The organism is Pseudomonas sp. GZD-222 (assembly GCF_049310525.1).
Taxonomy (GTDB): Bacteria; Pseudomonadota; Gammaproteobacteria; order Pseudomonadales; family Pseudomonadaceae; genus Aquipseudomonas.
Genome location: NZ_JBMOWO010000078.1, coordinates 97,994 through 114,090 on the forward strand (window position 1 = coordinate 97,994; position 16,097 = coordinate 114,090).

Consider the following 16,097-nt stretch of genomic DNA (forward strand, 5'->3'; position numbering starts at 1 on the left):
TTCAGACTTCGATCGAGAACGACACGTAGGTGCCGCTCAGTGCTGAGGTGCGGCTGCTGATCAGCGGCGCCTGGCCGGTATCGGTGCTGCCGAGAACGGCCAGCGCGTAGCCCAGGCTGGCGGCCCATTGATCGCCAGTCTGGCTGCCGCTGCGGCTGGCCAGTTGCAGGGTCGGTGCCGGGCTGTGCAGGCGCTGCTCGTGCAGGCTGAAGCTCTGGCCGCAGGCATGCAGTTGCTGGCCCAGTTGCAGGGCACAGCCGTGCGAGGCCTGGGCGCTGAGCAGACGGTGCGTGGAACGACCCGCTGTTGTGCTGTGCTGACCCAGCCACTGCACGCGTGCGCCGGCGCTGCGGGCCAGGTCGACAATCAGCGTGGCGCTGGCATCGTCGAGCAGGCCGATCAGACGCTGCGGCTGGCCACTGGCAAGGCGATGTTGCAGCTCAAGCACGACGGTCAGCTCCGCATTTGCCGGTATTACCTGCAGCGCTGGCGCCGCCGGGCTGGCTTGCATGCCGTGGACAAACGCGGAGTGGGCGACCTCGGCGCTGACCAGCGCCAGGCTCGCTGCCCGGGTGTGAGCGGGACGACCCAGCACGCTGTTGGCCAGGCTCAGGCCGGAACTGCTCAGGGCGACACCGGCCAGGCCGCCCAGGGCCATGCCCTTGAGCAGCGAACGACGTTCGACTTTCATCATCACAGTCCCCTCAAGGTTTGGCCGCTGGTGCAGGGGAGTTGGCGATGTAGTCGCCGACTTGTTGCAGGGCGTTATCGTCGATGAACGAGGCGGGGAAGGCGGGCATGGCACGAAAGCCATTGCGCACGATGGCGCTGATGTAGGCTGCGGGCAACTGCCGGCCTTTGAGCTGCGGGCCGACCTGGCCTTCATGGCAGTGGCCACAGACTTTCGCATAGACGTTTTCGCCGCTCTTCCACACGCCATCGCCATCGGCGGCGGCGGTACCGGCGAGGAACAGCAGGGGCAAGGCAAAGCAACTGGTGATGGTCCGTCGCACAGCCTGTTGGGTGGGCAGTAGGGACATTGCGGACTCCTTATTGTTATGGGGTAGTTCAGGCAATCAGAACGGGTAATGGCGTGGCTGGTGTTGCACGGTGATCCAGTGGTCGGTGGTGAACTCGGCGATTGCCCAGTCGCCATTGAAACGACCGAGCCCCGAGTTCTTCTCGCCGCCAAAGGGCGCGTTGGGTTCGTCGTTGACCGGGATGTCGTTGATATGGGTCATGCCCGCGTGCAGGCGTTGGGCGAACTGCACGCCACGTTCCAGGCTGGCGCTGAATACGGCGCTGGACAGCCCGTATTCGCTGCGGTTGGCCAGTTCCAGGGCATGTTCGGCATCGCGTGCGGCCTGAATACCCACCAACGGGCCGAAGATCTCTTCATGGGCGATGTTCATCTCGGCACTGACGTTGCCGAACACATGGGGCGGCAGCACATTACCCTGGGCCTGGCCGCCAAGCAGGAGCTGGGCACCTTCGGCTTGGGCGATGGCAATCTTTTCCTCCAGACCGGCCAGTTGCCGGGCGTTGATCACCGGGCCGATCACCGTGCCGGGCAGGCTTGGGTCACCGCAGGGCAGGGCCTTGACCCGCTCGACAAAGCGCTGGGTGAACGCCTCGAGCAGTGGCTGCTCGACGATGATGCGGTTGACCGCCATGCAGATCTGTCCCTGATGCAGGAACTTGCCCACCACCGCGGCATTGACCGCCTGTTCCAGGTCGGCATCGGCGAGGACCACGAACGGGCTGTTGCCACCCAGCTCCAGCGCCAGGTGCTTGAGGTGTTCACCGCCGCTGGCGATGCGGCCGATGTTGCGCCCGACCTGGGTCGAGCCGGTAAACGAGATGAACGCCGGCACCGGGTGCGCGACAAAGGCATCACCAATCTCGCTACCGGCTCCCACGACGACGCTCAGCGCGCCTGCTGGCAATCCAGCCTCTTCGAAGATGCGCGCCAGCAGCAAGCCGCCGCTGACCGGGGTGTCGCTGGCCGGTTTGACCACCACGGTATTGCCCAGGGCCAAGGCCGGTGCCAGGGAGCGGGCAGTCAGGTGCAGGGGGAAGTTCCATGGGCTGATGACCCCGATCACGCCCAGGGGCTTGCGGTACACGCGGCTTTCTTTACCGGGAATGTTGGAGCTGACGATGCGCCCGTGGACGCGGCTCGGCAGGCTCGCCGATTCCAGGGTAATGGCACGGGCGGCGCCCCATTCGATCTGGGCCTTGATTCGAGTGCTTCCGGATTCGCGGATGATCCAGTCGATGATTTCTTCGCGACGCTCATCAAAAATGCGTACCGCCTCAAGCAGCACCTGGCTGCGTGCGGCCGGGGCTTGTGCGGCCCAGGCCGGCTGTACCTGACGGGCGCTGCGGTAGGCGGCGTCGAGGTCGTCGCGGTTGGCCAGGGGGATCTCCAGCAGCGTCTGCTGGTTGAACGGATCGAGCACCGCCAGCAAGCGCTCGGCGCTGCCGGCACGCCAGTGTCCGGCCAAGGGCTGCAGGTGGAGGTTCTGGTAGGCAGGGCGGGGGATAGGGGCCATCGGCTTCTCTCTTGTTGTGTCGAAAAGGATTCGATGAACAGCCCATAACAACTATCGTGCCATGTCTTTTTTATTGGTAAAAAATCATATAAATCAATCAGTTGTTTTGTTTGTTGGTTTTCGCAACAGCAGTGCTGCAGTCACCAGGTGCGAAAATTTATGCAGAGAAGTCGCCAGGTGCAGAAAGCTCGACGCCGGCGCTTCAGGACAAAATCCGGGCGGTAATCGACCATTTCCGCACCCCGGTGATGTCCTTGGCCTACAGGCCAATTGACCCGGCCGAGGTGGGGGGCATACTGCAAGGCTTACCGTCTGCCTTTGGTATTGCCTCATGACACTTACAACACCTGGCAAACCTGGCCGTACCGTCGATGAAGATTTTTTCCGACAGGTACTGGGCCGCCAGAAAAGCCTGATTGTCGACCGCGCCAGCCAGTTCGGCAGCAGCGGCCTGCCTTCCGCCGAGCAACTGGCGCAGTCCGTGGCCTTTGCCCCGCAGGACGGCAGTATCTGGCTGTGTGGCCAGCGCATGATGTTGCTGCAAGGCTCGGCCTTCGGCGCAATTCGCCGTGAACTGATCGAGGCCCTGGGCCTGGACAAGGCCCGCGGCCTACTCACGCGCATTGGCTGGCAAGCGGGCGCCCGCGATGCGGCCCAGGTCAGCGAACAGTGGCCGGAGGGCGATCATGCCAGCCTGTACAGTGCCGGCCCGCGTTTGCACATGCTTGAAGGCATGGTCAATGTCGAGGTCGTGCGCTTTGAGATCGATTCGGGCATCGGCCACTTCTACTCGGAATTTCTCTGGCACAACTCCCTGGAGGTTGACGAGCATATCGCCGCCTACGGACTGGGCGGGGAACCGGCGTGTTGGATGGAAATCGGCTATGCCAGTGGCTACGCCTCGTCACTGCTCGGGCGCCTGGTGGTGTTTCGCGAGTTGCAATGCCGGGCCATGGGCCATCCGGCCTGTCGTATTGTCGGTAAGCCGGCCGAGCAGTGGGATGACATCGATGTCGACCTGGCCTACCTGGATCCGGGCGACTTTCTCAGCCGCAGCACCTATGCCTCGGGAGTCGATACGCGTGTAGCCGAGCTGGAGGTAGCGGCTGATGGCAAGCAACTGGTGGGTATTTCTGCCAGCTTCGTGGCCGCCAGCCAGTTGCTGCAACGGGTGGCGCCGACCCAGGCCACCGTGTTGCTGACCGGTGAGTCCGGGGTGGGCAAGGAGTTGTTCGCGCACACCCTGCATCAAGCCAGCCGCCGCCAGCACACGCCGATGGTCGCGTTGAACTGTGCGACCCTGCCGGAGAACTTGATCGAGGCGGAACTCTTCGGCGTCGAACGTGGCGCCTTTACCGGAGCCGAGCGTTCGCGGCCAGGGCGTTTTGAACGGGCCAACGGCGGCACGTTGTTTCTCGATGAAATCGGCACCTTGAGCCTGCATGCGCAGAGCAAGATTCTGCGCGCCTTGCAGGAGGGCGAGATCGAACGGGTCGGTGGTACCGCATCGATCCAGGTTGATGTACGGGTGATTGCCGCGACCAACCTCGACCTGCGCAAGGAGGTAGAAGCGGGGCGCTTTCGTGAAGACCTGTTCTATCGCCTGAACGTCTTCCCCATTCACTTGCCGCCGCTGCGCGAGCGGCGTGAAGACATTCCGTTGCTGATGAGCTATTTCCTGCGGCGCTTCAGCCAGCGCCATGGCCGTCAGTTGGCGGGCTTCAGCATGCGTTTGGTCAATGCGCTGCTGACTTATCGCTTCCCCGGCAATATTCGCGAATTGCAGAACCTGGTGGAGCGCGGCGTGATTGCGGCCAGCGATGGCGAGGTAATTGATGTGGTGCACCTGGCTGAAGCCGGCGCGCCGTTGATTGACTCGGCCATCGGCCTTACTGCCGAGGGGCGTCTGGCCCTGGACATCGCCGCGCCTCGGGCGGCAGATGCTGAGTCCAAACAGCGCCAGACAACTGACAGCGCCCCGGAACTGGCCAGCTTGCAGGCCTTTTTCAGCGGGCAGGAACGGGTGCTGGGTACTTCGCTGGAAGAAATCGAGCGGCGCCTGGTGCGCCTGGCGCTGCAGCGCTCGGAAGGCAACGTCACCGCGGCGGCGCAGATGCTCGGCATGAGCCGCGCCCAGGTCAGCTACCGGCTCAAGGGCAGCTGACCGGGTCCAGGGCTTACAGCGGCGTAGTGAACTTGAACCAATAGGTCTGGCCCTCGGCACGGTTGCGTACACCGGAATCATCCTGCCATTTGGCGCTGAACATCCAGCCTTGCTTGCTGCTGTATTGCACGGCAGGGCCGATGGAGAACGAGCGCCCGCGGTTGCCGTCACTGGCCTCGACCAGGGCGGCAGCCGAGCATTCTCCCACGCTGCACTTGTCGTCGCTGACCTGCTGGTAGGCATGCCCGCCGACCCCCAGCACCCAGCCGTTACCCAGGCCCCAACCGAGGGTGTAGTCGGCGTGCAGTTCGCGGCCCGACTGATAGTCGGTCGCCTTGTTTTCGAAGTTGTAGTCGTACATCAAACGCACATCAGCGTTCAGTCCGTTGGGGTCCAGGTAGGTCATCGCCAGCACACCTTGCACGGTGTAGTAGTGGTTACCGAGGTTGATCAGATCATCCTTGTCGTACTCGCTGGCCGTGGGCAAGACAAAGTCGACACCTGTGGCGATGTGCAGCTTGTCACTGGGATGAAAGCCGATCACCGGTCCCAGGTGGGCGTCACCGATGCCACGTTTGTGGTCGTGGGGACCGCCCTTGACGTTCAGGCGCATGTCATTGAGCGGCAGCAGGGCGTGGAAACCCAGATCGCCGCCGAATACCTTCTGCTCCGTAACCCAGACGAAACGCGGCACCAGTGTGGTGACGCGCAGGTCGATTTCGGCAGCCTTGGCACCGCTGTTGTCGCGCAGGCTGTCGGCCAGGTAGTTGCCGACGAACAATTGGCCGTAGGTGCCGGGTGGCGGCAGGATGCCCATGCCATAAAGCTCAATGCCCATGGGCCAGGAGGAGATGCCGCCTTCGGTGGCCTGGGCCTGCCAGGTAGAAGTAGCCAGCAACAGGCTGGTGACGAGGTGCCGCGGGGCGAATTTGAACATGAGAGGGTCAACCTTATTGTTATGGGTGTGGCGCCGTCCGGCGACGCCTGCCCGGACCCTCTCAAGTTCTGTGCCAGCTTTTATATCCTTATTTATCAATTGGTTGCTGTTATTCGGCGATTTTTATAGTGCTGCGGTGTCGAGGTTTGTTAAGAAAAATCAGCGACTTGTGGAAAAGTTGAGCAGTGGGAGCGGGCTTGCCCCGCGATGGCGGGGTATCCGTTCCACCGTTTCTCGGGGCACACCCACAAACACCGCTTGACGGAACGCATTCGGCGTCTGCCCACAAAGCCGGCGGAAAAAACGCGAAAAGTAGGTGGGGTCACTGAAGCCGAGGCTGTCCGACAACTGGCTGATGCTCATGTTGGTGTAGATCAGGTTGCGCCGGGCTTCGAGCAGCAAACGCTGGTGGATGATCTGCAGCGCGGTCTGCCCGGCGAGTTCGCGGCAGAGGTTGTTCAGGTGCACGCTGGAGACGCCCAGCCGATGGGCGAACAACTCGACCGAAAGGTGTTCGCGGTAGTGCTGTTCGACCAGCTTGATAAAGCCTGCGAGCAACTTCTGGTTGCGCGCGTCGCGGTTATTCGCCGGGTTGATTGGCTGGCTACGGCGACTGATCCAGACCATCAGCGAGGTCACCAGTGAATGCAGCAGCAGTTCGCGTGCCGGGGCGCTGCCTTCGTATTCTTCATGCAACACGCGGATCAGGGTGTGCAACGCGCCCCGGTCGGCACCGAGCCGATAGCAACCGGTGGAGGCCAGGACGGTCAGCGGTGCGCCCAACTGCGCTTCCAGTTGCGCCACCAGCGGCGCGCCGAGGGTCAGCACGTAGCCATCGATGTCTTCGGAAAACTGAAAGCCGTGCACGGTCATCGGCGGGATCACCTGTATCGCCGCTTCACGCACCGAACTGCGCCGGCCTTCCAGCTCTATCACGGCCTCTCCGCGACGCACATAGAGGAGCTGGAACAGGTCGGCATGGCGGTGCGCCTTGATCTCCCAGTGGTGCAGGCTGCTGCGCTTGGGGATGGATTCGCAGTGCAGGAGGTCGGGCGTCGGCCAGGCCTGGCTTTCGCCGTACAGCTTGAACACGGGAATTCTGGGGAGGCTGGATCTTGTCATTATGGGCCTGTCCGATAATCGAACTGTATTTGTAAAAGTGCAATTCGTTGGAGGAATATCACCTTTTTTTCAGGTTTTTGTCAGCAAAAATGCAGGGGCATACAACAACAATAGCTTCCAGACGTTCGCGTCCAGACGCCTGGAACCCCAACGCGAGACAAGAATAATGAAAACTCAGGTAGCCATTATTGGCGCCGGCCCTTCGGGCCTTCTGCTCGGTCAACTGCTGCACAAGGCCGGTATCGACACGGTGATTGTCGAACGCCAGACCCCCGAGTATGTGCTTGGCCGCATCCGCGCCGGGGTGCTTGAGCAAGGCACCGTCGATCTGTTGCGTGAGGCCGGGGTGTCCGAACGTATGGATGCCGAAGGCCTGGTGCACGAGGGCGTCGAATTGCTGGTAGGCGGTGAGCGCATTCGCGTCGACCTCAAGACCCTGACCGGTGGCAAGACGGTGATGGTCTATGGCCAGACCGAAGTGACCCGCGACCTGATGCAGGCCCGTGAGCGCAGCCAAGCGCCGATCATCTACGCGGCTGACAATGTCCAGCCGCACGACATGAAAGGTGAGCAGCCCTACGTCACCTACGAAAAAGACGGCCAGACCCATCGTATCGAATGCGACTACATTGCCGGTTGCGACGGCTTTCACGGGGTGGCGCGCAAGAGTATTCCCGAAGCACTGCTGACCCACTACGAGCGTGTCTATCCGTTCGGCTGGCTGGGTCTGTTGGCCGATACCCCGCCGGTCAACCACGAACTGATCTACGCCCATCACGACCGTGGCTTTGTCTTGTGCAGTCAGCGTTCGTTGACCCGTAGCCGCTATTACCTGCAAGTGCCGTTGACCGATCACGTCGATGACTGGTCCGACGAGCGCTTCTGGAACGAGCTCAAGGCGCGTCTGCCCGAGGACGTCGGCGCGCGCCTGGTCACCGGCCCTGCGCTGGAAAAGAGCATCGCGCCGCTGCGCAGCTATGTGGTTGAACCGATGCAGTACGGCAAACTGTTCCTGGTCGGCGACGCGGCCCATATCGTCCCGCCCACCGGTGCCAAAGGCCTGAACCTGGCGGCCTCGGATGTCTGCTATCTGTACCGGATCCTGGTCAAGGTCTACCGCGAAGGGCGCACCGACCTGCTCGACAAATACTCGCAGCTGGCCTTGCGGCGGGTGTGGAAAGGGGAGCGATTCAGCTGGTTCATGACCAACCTGCTGCATGACTTTGGCGAGCACAAGGACGCTTGGGATCACAAGATGCAGCAAGCCGATCGCGAATATTTCTTCAGCTCCCATGCCGGCCTGGTGAACATTGCCGAGAACTATGTGGGCCTGCCATTCGAAGACATCGAGTAAGCGAAGGAGGGTGGGGCATGGGTGTGTTCGACTGGAAACACTGGGTGGTATTGCTGGTCGTGGTGGTGCTGGTGTTTGGCAGCAAACGCCTGAAAACCCTGGGCAGCGATCTGGGGGAGTCGATCAAGGGCTTTCGCCGCTCGGTGAATGCTGATGAGGAGGCGACGCCTCCAGCCAGGATCGACAAGGGCTGATAACGGTGTTGTGTGGGGGCGACCGCTGTGCGGTCGATCGCCGGCTGTCGCCAGCTCCCACAGGTTTGTAGTTAGATCCCACAGGGGTATGCAGTCAACCACTCTGTGGGAGCCGGCCTTGCTGGCGAAATTAATGTGCCGCCTCGAGGATCTTCACAATTGCTGTGTAGCCACGCTGACGGGCATGGGTCAGTGGCGTTATGCCGTCCTTGTCGGCAATGTTTACGTCGGCACCGGCCTTGACCAGCAGCTCGATGATTTCCACGTGCCTGGGCCCGCCGTCGCTGAGCACGATGGCTTCCATCAAGGCGGTCCAGTGCAGGCGATTGAGGTGGTTGACGTCGACACCGGCGTCAATCAGGGTGCGCACGTTGTCGACGTAGCCCTTTTCGGCCGCCGGAATCAGTGCTGTACCGCCATAACGGTTGGTGCTCTTGAGGTCGGCGCCGTGGTCCAGGGTCAGGCGCAGGATCTGGTTGAAACCACTGGCTCCGGCATACAGGTAAGGACTGTCGTCAATGTTGTCCTTGGCGTTGACGTTGGCGCCGGCCTCGATCAGTACGCGTGCCGCTTCGATCTGGTTGCTACGCGTAGCCAGCAGCAGCGGTGTACGCCCCAGTTTGTCGCGGGCTTCGCGGTTGGCGCCCTGGCCGAGCAGGCTGCGCACCTGCTCGGCATTGCCGTTTTCTGCGGCGTCGCGCAGTTGGCTTTCCAGTACGCCGCCTTTGGCGCTGGCAGTCATTGAGGTCATCATGGCCATTAGGAATGCGAAAAAGACATTCAAGTGTTCCAGGCGCATTCGCTTGTCTCCGTGTGTTGTCGTATGAAGGGGAGCATGGTAGAAGTTGAGTGTTCCATTTAGAAGTTAAATAACCACATGAACATCAGTGTAAAACCGAATAGGTCGTTATTCGATCTGGACCTGCTTCGGGCCATTGTCGTAGTGGCCGACTGCGGCAGTTTCACCACTGCGGCCGCGCGCCTGCACTCCACCCAGTCGACGGTGAGCCAGAAGGTGCGGCGCCTCGAAGACATGGTCGGGCACCGCCTGCTGGTGCGCGGCAATCGCGATGTGCTGCCCACCGATGCCGGACAGACCCTGCTCGGCTACGCCCGGCACATGCTCGCCCTCAACGACCAGATGCTCGAAGCCCTGGCCGGTGCCACCGTGGGTATAACGGTACGCCTGGGCGTGCCGGAGGATTTTGTCGGCGGGCGCACCACCAATGCCTTGTCGGCCTTCAATCGCAAGTACCAGCAGGTCAAGCTGGAGGTCACCAGCGGCCTGTGCCGCGACCTGAGCCAGAGCTACGACAACGGTGAACTCGACCTGGTGCTGCTCAAGCAGCGGCGCAACAGCCGCGAAGGGGTGGCCTGCTGGCCGGAAGAGCTGCAGTGGATCGACAGTGCCGGCACGCCCTCGATCGACCTCGACCCGATCCCGCTGGTGACCTTTCCGCCACGCGGCCTGTACCGCGACGACATGATCAACGCCATCGAAAGCATGGGCCGGCGCTGGCGCATCAGTTTCACCAGCTCCAGCCTCAGCGGTATCCAGGCCGCGGTGGCCGATGGCATGGGCATCAGCCTGCTGCCACCGCGTGCAGCGACCCGCGATCACGCGGTGCTCGGCGAGCAGAACGGCCTGCCGGTGATCGACAGCTATGAGATCGTCATCGTCCATCGGCCAACTGCCGATCCGATGGTCAAGGAGCTGGCGGGGGTGTTGGCGAGCTTGCTGGAAGCCCATGAGGTGTAGTCATTCCTCGGGTGTTTCCAGCTCCGGGCGCAGGCCTTGACGCTCGGCCACCGCGCGCAACGTGCGTAGTGACACCATGGGCGCATCGATGACGAACTGATTGGCCAGCCACGAGGGAATGTCCCCGGCTGGTTCGGCCTCCAGTTGATAGGTCACTTCGGTGAGTTGCTCGCCTTTCGGGACCAGGGTCCACAGGCCCTTGAGCTGACGAACGCGGATCAGTCCCGGTTGCCGCTCAACCTTGCCGGCAACGGCGCTGAGGTGGCGGATCAACCCGCCATCGTCGCTGCGCTCGGTCTGTACCTTGATCACGATGTCGCGGGGGCTGGCCGGCCAGGGCAGTTCGGTGGTCAGGTACACCCAGGTGCTGTCGCCTTCGACGTCCAGCAGGCGCATGCTGGCGCAGCCATACAGCCATTTGCACGCCACCCGCAGGTTCTCTTGCAGGTCACCCAGGGTGCGCACGTCGGCCTTGATCAGGGTAACGCCGCGAAAGCGTTGGTACTTCGAACCGGCGACTTCATCCAGGTAAACCTGAATGCCGTCTTCGTCCTTGGCCAGGTGCCAGGCATCGGCGTGCGCGAAGTTGCTTAGCAGCATGAGCAACAGCGCGCCGCAGAGGTATGCGGGCTTCATTGGACGGGCTCCATGGCCGGCGTCAGGTCAAAAAAGCATAGGCCATGTGGGAGGGTGGGAGCGGGCTTGCCCCCCCCCCCCCCTTCCCCCCGCCCCCCCGCCCCTCCCCCCCCCCCCCGGGACAACCACCGAAAAAAAAGCCCGCCAGTGACGGCGGGCTTTTTTGTACATCGAGCCTGGGCTTAGCGCTGAGGGTTGAGCACCAGGTTCATGTGACGGTTTACATCTTTGTACAGCAGGTAGCGGAACGGACCTGGGCCGCCGGAGTAGCAGGCTTGCGGGCAGAAGGCGCGCAGCCACATGAAGTCACCGGCCTCGACCTCGACCCAGTCCTGGTTCAGGCGGTACACCGCTTTACCTTCCAGAACGTACAGGCCGTGTTCCATTACGTGGGTTTCAGCAAACGGAATCACGCCGCCTGGCTGGAAGGTCACGATGTTGACGTGCATGTCGTGGCGCATGTCGGCCATGTCGACGAAGCGCGTGGTGACCCAGGCGCCGTCGGTGCCCGGCATCGGGATCGGCGCGATGTCTTTCTCGTTGGTGACAAAGGCTTCCGGCAGAGCCAGGCCTTCAACCACTTGGTAATGCTTGCGGATCCAGTGGAAGGTAACGTTCTTGCCACTGGTGTTGCGCAGGCTCCAGTCGGCCGCCGGCGGAATGAAGGCGTAGCCGCCTTCTTTCAGGGTGTAAGGCTTGCCTTGCAGGGTGATGTCGACTTCGCCTTCGACGACGAACAGTACCGCTTCGGCGTTCTTGTCCAGCTCAGGACGCTCGCTGCCGCCTTCTGGCGCCAGTTCGACGATGTATTGCGAGAAGGTCTCGGAGAAGCCGGTCAGCGGACGGGCAATGACCCACATGCGCATCTTGTCCCAGAACGGCAGGTGGCTGGTGACGATGTCACGCATCACGCCTTTGGGGATCACGGCATAGGCTTCGGTAAACATGGCACGGTCTGTCAGCAGCTCGGTTTGAGCCGGGTGCCCACCGTGAGGGGCGTAGTAAGAAGATTTAGACATGGACAGTCTCGACTTTGTTGTTGTGTCCCCGTGCCTGACAGCGCCGGCCGGCGCTGTGTGGGGATGCATTGACACGATATAGACAAGGCCGTGCTATCCACAAATTAAATGTTGAAATACCCGGTATTTGATTACTGAATGCCGGCAGCGCGGCTGCGCATGTCGGCATCAGGGTCTGAGCGGATCAGGGCAAAACCGAGACCGGGTACACCGCATCGGCGACCCGCAGGGCCTTGGGAATCAGGCCCAGGCCCTGGAAAGTGTCGGCCAGTTTCTGCTGCTCGGCAGTGATGCTGCTGTCGATCGGCACGGCGTTGTAGTTGCGCCGTTCGCTGGCCACCTGCAGAACATCGGCGCCAATGCCCAGTTGCGGGGCGAGCAGGGCGGCAACCTCGTCTGGTTTATGGTTGGCCCAGTCGCTGACTTTGGCCAGCTCGCTGAAGAAGGTCTTGAGCAAGGCGCGGTTGTTGTCGGCAAAAGCGGCCGACGACAGGTAGAAGGTGCGGTTGTTGGACAGGCCGCTGCCGTCACGCAGGTTTTTCAGCCCCGGTTGTTTTTCGGCGGCCGCCAGGAACGGGTCCCACAGGGTCACGGCCTGGACACTGCCCGATTGCAGCGCTGCCACGGCATCGGCGGCGTTGTTGACGTAGGCCGGGGTGATGTCCTTGTAGCTCAGGCCGGCATCCTGCAGCGCCACAGCCAGCAGGTACTGGGCGTTCCAGCCGCGACCGGTGGCCACGCGCTGGCCCTTGAGGGCCTGGACGTTGGCGATCTTGTCCTGCTCACGAACCACCAGACCGATGCCGCGCGGGTAAGGTTGCTCGGCAGCCAGGTAAACCACCGGCTTGCCTGCGGCCTGGGCGAAAACTGACGGCGCATCCGCGGCATGACCCAGGTCGATGGCGCCGGTGCTCAACGCCTCCAGCAGCTGCGGGCCGGCGGCGAACTCGTACCAGCTGACCGTCACGCCCTGTGGCGCCAGGGCTTTTTCCAGGGCGCCGCTGCCTTTGAGGATGTTGATGCTGTTGAACTTCTGGTAGCCGATGCGCAGGGTCTTGGTGGGCTCGGCCACGGCGCTCTGGCCAGGCAGCAGCAAGGCGGCGAAGGCGGCCAGCAGACCACCGGTTATCAGGCGGCGCAGGGGAGAGTGGGGCTGTTGCGGCATGGGCGGACTCCGGAAATTCAAGGACAGGGGGTGTCCGAAAATATAAGGAGCCGGCGTAAGCGCTTCAATTTGTTTATTCCGTTTTGTTAGATTGTTTTGTTATTTTTATATCCTTTTGTTTTTAGCTGTAGGGGCGGGACCTGTTGCCAGCACGCCTGGCAATACGTGGACTGGCTGGCTGGCAACCGTCTACTATGCGGGCTGCATCCATTCTTACCCGCCTTCGAGGTCCCGTGTGAAATACCTGATAGCACTGCTACTGAGTTTGTCCCCATTGCTTGCCCAAGCGGTTGAAGTCGGTGAACGCCTGGCCCCCTGGACCCTGCTTGATCAGCATGACCAGGCCTACAGCCTCAACGACCAGACCCGTACGCTGCTGGTGGCGCGCAACATGGACGGCGCCAAGCTGGTCAAGGCCGCTTTGGCCGACCGTCCCAAGGGGTATCTGGAGGCCCGCCAGACGGTATTCGTCGCTGACATCCAGCGCATGCCCGCGTTGATTTCCAAGCTCTTCGCCATCCCTGCCATGCGTGACTACAGCTACCGCGTGTTGCTGGATCGCGAGGGTAGTGTGGCCACGCGTTATGCCGGTGCTGAAGACAAGGTGCTGTGGCTGCAGCTGGACAAGGGTCAGGTGGTCAGTCAACGTGAATTCGCCAGCGCCGATGAACTGCGTCAGGTGCTTGAGCAAGCACCAGTGCAGAACTGATTCAGGGCGTCAGGCTGTCCTGAACCATCTGCAAAAACGTCGCGACCAAGCGCCGCGAACTCTGCTCGCGCAAGCACACCAGGGTTTCGGTCAGGCGCCGCTGGCAATCAACGATCGGCAGCGCACACACCCGCGCATCCGCGCCGAACTCGGCGGCCGACACCACGCCCACGCCAATCCCCACCACCACCGCCTCGCGCGCCGCTTCCCGGCCTTCGACCTGAATGGCCGGGCGGATGCGCAGGCCTGCGCGCTGCATTTCTTCTTCCAGGGTCTGGCGGGTTACTGAACCCGGCTCGCGCAGCACGATGGGCGTGTCATCGAGGTCGGCCAGGCTGATCGAACCGCGGCTGGCCCACGGGTGGTTGTGCGACACGAAGGCCACCATCGGATCGCTGCGCATCGGCACGCAGAGCAGACGTTCGTCATCGACGTCACGGCCGAGCAAGGCCAGGTCGGCCTGATAATTGAATAGCCGCAGCAGGGATTCGTCAGTGTTACCGGTTTCGATCTTGACGCTGATGCCCGGGTACTGTTGGCAGAACTGGGCGATCTGCGGCAGGACATGCACTGGCGCATCCACCGCCAGCACTAGGGTGCCGGTCTGCAAGGCGCGCGAGTCCTGGAGCAGCTCGTGGGCTTCGGCTTCGCAGACGAACAAGCGCTGGGTAATCGCCAGCAGGCGTTCGCCGAGGTCGGTCAGTTGCACCGAGCGTTTGTTGCGGTGGAACAGTAACACCCCGAAGCGTTCCTCCAGTTTGCGCACCTGATCGGAGATCGCCGGTTGGGTCAGAAACAACCGTTCGGCGGCACGGGTAAAACTGCCGTGCAGGGCAACGGCGTGAAACGCCTTCAACTGAGCATGGGAGACCGACATCGCAGCACCTGTTACAAGCTGAGCTTATTTGTGAAATACGATAAATCGATTTTATTTATCAGTCAGTAATTGTTTCTATCTCATCCAGCCCGCTACGTCACCTCCTGTGACTAACGGGTCATGGATCTGGCTGACAAGGCACAACAATACCCCTTGCTCCCGCTCCATCTGACCAGATGACGGCCCTGACCGGCCGCCACGTAGTGCGCAACACAACAACAAGACAGGCGTTTTTCAAAATTCTGCCGGCACACTCAAGCTCCGAGGTCAGAGTCACCATGAACAAACACATTGCAGATATAAAGCGTTGGCGCGTGCAGATCTTTGCCGTTACCTGGATTGCCTACGCCGCGTTCTATTTCACCCGCAAAGCCTTCTCCGTAGCCAAGTTGGGCATTGGCGAAGACCCCAGTTTTACCCTCGATAAAATGGCCATGGCCAACCTCGACGCCATCTACCTGGCGGCCTATGCCGTAGGTCAGTTCACCTGGGGCATGCTCGCCGACCGTTTCGGACCTCGGGTGGTGGTACTCGGTGGCCTGATCATTTCTGCGGCGGCTGCGTTGGTGATGGGCAGCTACGCAACGTTCCCGATTTTCGCGACCTGCATGCTGGTCCAGGGCCTGGCCCAGTCCACGGGTTGGGCGGGGTTGTGCAAGAACATCGGCAGCTTCTTTCCGTCGTCGCAGCGCGGACGGGTGCTGGGGCTGTGGAGTTCCTGCTATGCCTTCGGCGGCCTGGTTGCTTCGCCGTTTGCTGGCTGGTGGGCGTACACCCTGATCGGCAGCTGGCATGCGGCGTTCTTTTCCAGTGCCGCGGTGGTGGCGCTGGTGGCTGTGCTGTTCTTCTTTCTGCAACGCAACAAACCTGAAGACGTCGGCCTGCCTGCGGTGGAGCCGGAACCGGAAAGCATGGTGCCCGGTGCCACGATCTGCAGCGTCTGGGCACCGCTACGCGAAATCCTGCGTAACCGTACGGTTCTGACTCTGGGCCTGGCGTACTTCATGCTCAAGCCGGCGCGCTACGCGATTCTGTTGTGGGGGCCGGTGATGGTCTTCGAGCAGATGCCTTCGGTGGGCAAAGTCGGTGCAGCGATCATCCCCACGGCCTTCGAACTGGCCGGCTTGCTCGGGCCGATTCTGATCGGTCTGGCTTCGGACAAGCTGTTCGGCGCCCGGCGCATGCCGGCCTGTGTAATCAGTCTGCTGGTGCTCACGGTCGTGCTGGCGCTGTTTATGGGCGCGATGCAGACCGGCAGCGTGATCCTGGTGGTGGCTTTGCTGTTCGTCATGGGCCTGACCCTGTACGGCCCCGACTCGATGATCAGCGGTGCGGCGGCCATCGACTTCGGCAGCGCCAAGGCCGGCGCCACCGCGGCCGGCTTCGTCAACGGCTGTGGGTCGGTAGGCGCGATCCTCGGTGGCCTGCTGCCGGGTTACTTCGACGGTGTCACGGTGTTCATCGTGTTTGCCGGCTGCGCCCTGTTCTCGGCGCTGGTGCTGGTACCGCACTGGAACAGCCGGCCGGCGACGGCTGCGCATACCCCGGCCGTTGCCCCGAACACCGCCATGGCGATCAAACCGCTGCGTACCTGAAACCTTAAAGG

Annotated in this window: 15 protein-coding genes and 1 pseudogene; 6 read left to right on the top strand and 10 right to left on the bottom strand. The window is 62.1% G+C overall.

What is annotated here, in order from left to right; all coding sequences use genetic code 11:
• Position 1: 1 nt before the first annotated feature.
• The 3 genes from ACO6VD_RS14915 to pchA are packed head-to-tail and all read right to left on the bottom strand — an operon-like array spanning position 2 to position 2,555.
• Entirely contained in the window at positions 2-691 is a 690-nt protein-coding gene (locus ACO6VD_RS14915; protein ID WP_422420094.1) for a hypothetical protein, read from the bottom strand.
• A 13-nt stretch (positions 692-704) separates the two neighbouring features.
• A complete protein-coding gene (locus tag ACO6VD_RS14920; RefSeq protein WP_422420096.1) occupies positions 705-1,040 on the bottom strand; it encodes a c-type cytochrome in 336 nt (111 codons plus the stop codon).
• 36 nt (positions 1,041-1,076) lie between these two features.
• Positions 1,077-2,555 carry a 4-hydroxybenzaldehyde dehydrogenase gene (gene pchA / locus ACO6VD_RS14925; RefSeq protein WP_422420097.1) on the bottom strand — a complete coding sequence of 493 codons (1,479 nt, stop codon included), beginning with the start codon at positions 2,553-2,555 and terminating at the stop codon, positions 1,077-1,079.
• 331 nt (positions 2,556-2,886) lie between these two features.
• On the opposite strand from pchA, the gene ACO6VD_RS14930 reads away from it, so the two are divergent.
• Positions 2,887-4,719, top strand: coding sequence for a sigma 54-interacting transcriptional regulator (locus ACO6VD_RS14930; protein WP_422420098.1), 1,833 nt, complete (start codon positions 2,887-2,889; stop codon positions 4,717-4,719).
• Positions 4,720-4,732: 13 nt separating this feature from the next.
• Here the strand turns inward: ACO6VD_RS14930 and ACO6VD_RS14935 are convergent, their stop codons facing one another.
• Both ACO6VD_RS14935 and ACO6VD_RS14940 read right to left on the bottom strand, forming a co-directional pair.
• Positions 4,733-5,656, bottom strand: coding sequence for a SphA family protein (locus ACO6VD_RS14935; RefSeq protein ID WP_422420100.1), 924 nt, complete (start codon positions 5,654-5,656; stop codon positions 4,733-4,735).
• A gap of 159 nt (positions 5,657-5,815) precedes the next feature.
• Positions 5,816-6,778 carry a helix-turn-helix domain-containing protein gene (locus ACO6VD_RS14940; RefSeq protein ID WP_422420102.1) on the bottom strand — a complete coding sequence of 321 codons (963 nt, stop codon included), beginning with the start codon at positions 6,776-6,778 and terminating at the stop codon, positions 5,816-5,818.
• A gap of 166 nt (positions 6,779-6,944) precedes the next feature.
• Between ACO6VD_RS14940 and pobA the strand changes: the two genes are divergently transcribed.
• Both pobA and tatA read left to right on the top strand, forming a co-directional pair.
• Entirely contained in the window at positions 6,945-8,132 is a 1,188-nt protein-coding gene (gene pobA / locus ACO6VD_RS14945; RefSeq protein WP_422420104.1) for a 4-hydroxybenzoate 3-monooxygenase, read from the top strand.
• A 17-nt stretch (positions 8,133-8,149) separates the two neighbouring features.
• Positions 8,150-8,308 (top strand): annotated as a pseudogene (gene tatA / locus ACO6VD_RS14950) (twin-arginine translocase TatA/TatE family subunit); the annotation flags it as partial.
• Between the two features lie 148 nt (positions 8,309-8,456).
• Here the strand turns inward: tatA and ACO6VD_RS14955 are convergent.
• Positions 8,457-9,068 carry an ankyrin repeat domain-containing protein gene (locus tag ACO6VD_RS14955; protein ID WP_422420106.1) on the bottom strand — a complete coding sequence of 204 codons (612 nt, stop codon included), beginning with the start codon at positions 9,066-9,068 and terminating at the stop codon, positions 8,457-8,459.
• 135 nt (positions 9,069-9,203) lie between these two features.
• Here ACO6VD_RS14955 and ACO6VD_RS14960 point away from each other — a divergent pair, with 135 nt between their 5' ends.
• Entirely contained in the window at positions 9,204-10,085 is an 882-nt protein-coding gene (locus ACO6VD_RS14960; RefSeq protein WP_422420108.1) for a LysR substrate-binding domain-containing protein, read from the top strand.
• On the opposite strand, the gene ACO6VD_RS14965 is transcribed toward ACO6VD_RS14960, so the two are convergent.
• The 3 genes from ACO6VD_RS14965 to ACO6VD_RS14975 form a co-directional block, all read right to left on the bottom strand.
• A complete protein-coding gene (locus ACO6VD_RS14965) occupies positions 10,086-10,721 on the bottom strand; it encodes an START domain-containing protein (RefSeq protein WP_422420109.1) in 636 nt (211 codons plus the stop codon).
• Positions 10,722-10,903: 182 nt separating this feature from the next.
• Entirely contained in the window at positions 10,904-11,740 is an 837-nt protein-coding gene (locus ACO6VD_RS14970; RefSeq protein ID WP_342625052.1) for a bifunctional allantoicase/(S)-ureidoglycine aminohydrolase, read from the bottom strand.
• Between the two features lie 184 nt (positions 11,741-11,924).
• A complete protein-coding gene (locus tag ACO6VD_RS14975; RefSeq protein WP_400174215.1) occupies positions 11,925-12,905 on the bottom strand; it encodes an aliphatic sulfonate ABC transporter substrate-binding protein in 981 nt (326 codons plus the stop codon).
• A 235-nt stretch (positions 12,906-13,140) separates the two neighbouring features.
• Between ACO6VD_RS14975 and ACO6VD_RS14980 the strand changes: the two genes are divergently transcribed.
• The gene (locus ACO6VD_RS14980) at positions 13,141-13,614 is read left to right on the top strand and encodes an FAD/FMN-containing dehydrogenase (RefSeq protein WP_422420112.1); all 474 of its coding nucleotides are present in this window, start codon (positions 13,141-13,143) and stop codon (positions 13,612-13,614) included.
• Between the two features lies 1 nt (position 13,615).
• Here ACO6VD_RS14980 and ACO6VD_RS14985 read toward each other — a convergent pair whose 3' ends face one another.
• On the bottom strand, positions 13,616-14,491 hold the full coding sequence (locus ACO6VD_RS14985) for a LysR family transcriptional regulator (RefSeq protein ID WP_400174218.1): 876 nt from the start codon (positions 14,489-14,491) through the stop codon (positions 13,616-13,618).
• 278 nt (positions 14,492-14,769) lie between these two features.
• Between ACO6VD_RS14985 and ACO6VD_RS14990 the strand changes: the two genes are divergently transcribed.
• The gene (locus ACO6VD_RS14990) at positions 14,770-16,086 is read left to right on the top strand and encodes an MFS transporter (RefSeq protein ID WP_400174219.1); all 1,317 of its coding nucleotides are present in this window, start codon (positions 14,770-14,772) and stop codon (positions 16,084-16,086) included.
• Positions 16,087-16,097 lie beyond the last annotated feature (11 nt).

Coding starts and splice junctions, on each gene's coding strand:
- ACO6VD_RS14915 (WP_422420094.1), bottom strand. CDS start 691: ATGAAAGTCGAACGTCGTTCGCTGCTCAAGGGCATGGCCCTGGGCGGC.
- ACO6VD_RS14920 (WP_422420096.1), bottom strand. CDS start 1,040: ATGTCCCTACTGCCCACCCAACAGGCTGTGCGACGGACCATCACCAGT.
- pchA (WP_422420097.1), bottom strand. CDS start 2,555: ATGGCCCCTATCCCCCGCCCTGCCTACCAGAACCTCCACCTGCAGCCC.
- ACO6VD_RS14930 (WP_422420098.1), top strand. CDS start 2,887: ATGACACTTACAACACCTGGCAAACCTGGCCGTACCGTCGATGAAGAT.
- ACO6VD_RS14935 (WP_422420100.1), bottom strand. CDS start 5,656: ATGTTCAAATTCGCCCCGCGGCACCTCGTCACCAGCCTGTTGCTGGCT.
- ACO6VD_RS14940 (WP_422420102.1), bottom strand. CDS start 6,778: ATGACAAGATCCAGCCTCCCCAGAATTCCCGTGTTCAAGCTGTACGGC.
- pobA (WP_422420104.1), top strand. CDS start 6,945: ATGAAAACTCAGGTAGCCATTATTGGCGCCGGCCCTTCGGGCCTTCTG.
- ACO6VD_RS14955 (WP_422420106.1), bottom strand. CDS start 9,068: ATGACTGCCAGCGCCAAAGGCGGCGTACTGGAAAGCCAACTGCGCGAC.
- ACO6VD_RS14960 (WP_422420108.1), top strand. CDS start 9,204: ATGAACATCAGTGTAAAACCGAATAGGTCGTTATTCGATCTGGACCTG.
- ACO6VD_RS14965 (WP_422420109.1), bottom strand. CDS start 10,721: ATGAAGCCCGCATACCTCTGCGGCGCGCTGTTGCTCATGCTGCTAAGC.
- ACO6VD_RS14970 (WP_342625052.1), bottom strand. CDS start 11,740: ATGTCTAAATCTTCTTACTACGCCCCTCACGGTGGGCACCCGGCTCAA.
- ACO6VD_RS14975 (WP_400174215.1), bottom strand. CDS start 12,905: ATGCCGCAACAGCCCCACTCTCCCCTGCGCCGCCTGATAACCGGTGGT.
- ACO6VD_RS14985 (WP_400174218.1), bottom strand. CDS start 14,491: ATGTCGGTCTCCCATGCTCAGTTGAAGGCGTTTCACGCCGTTGCCCTG.
- ACO6VD_RS14990 (WP_400174219.1), top strand. CDS start 14,770: ATGAACAAACACATTGCAGATATAAAGCGTTGGCGCGTGCAGATCTTT.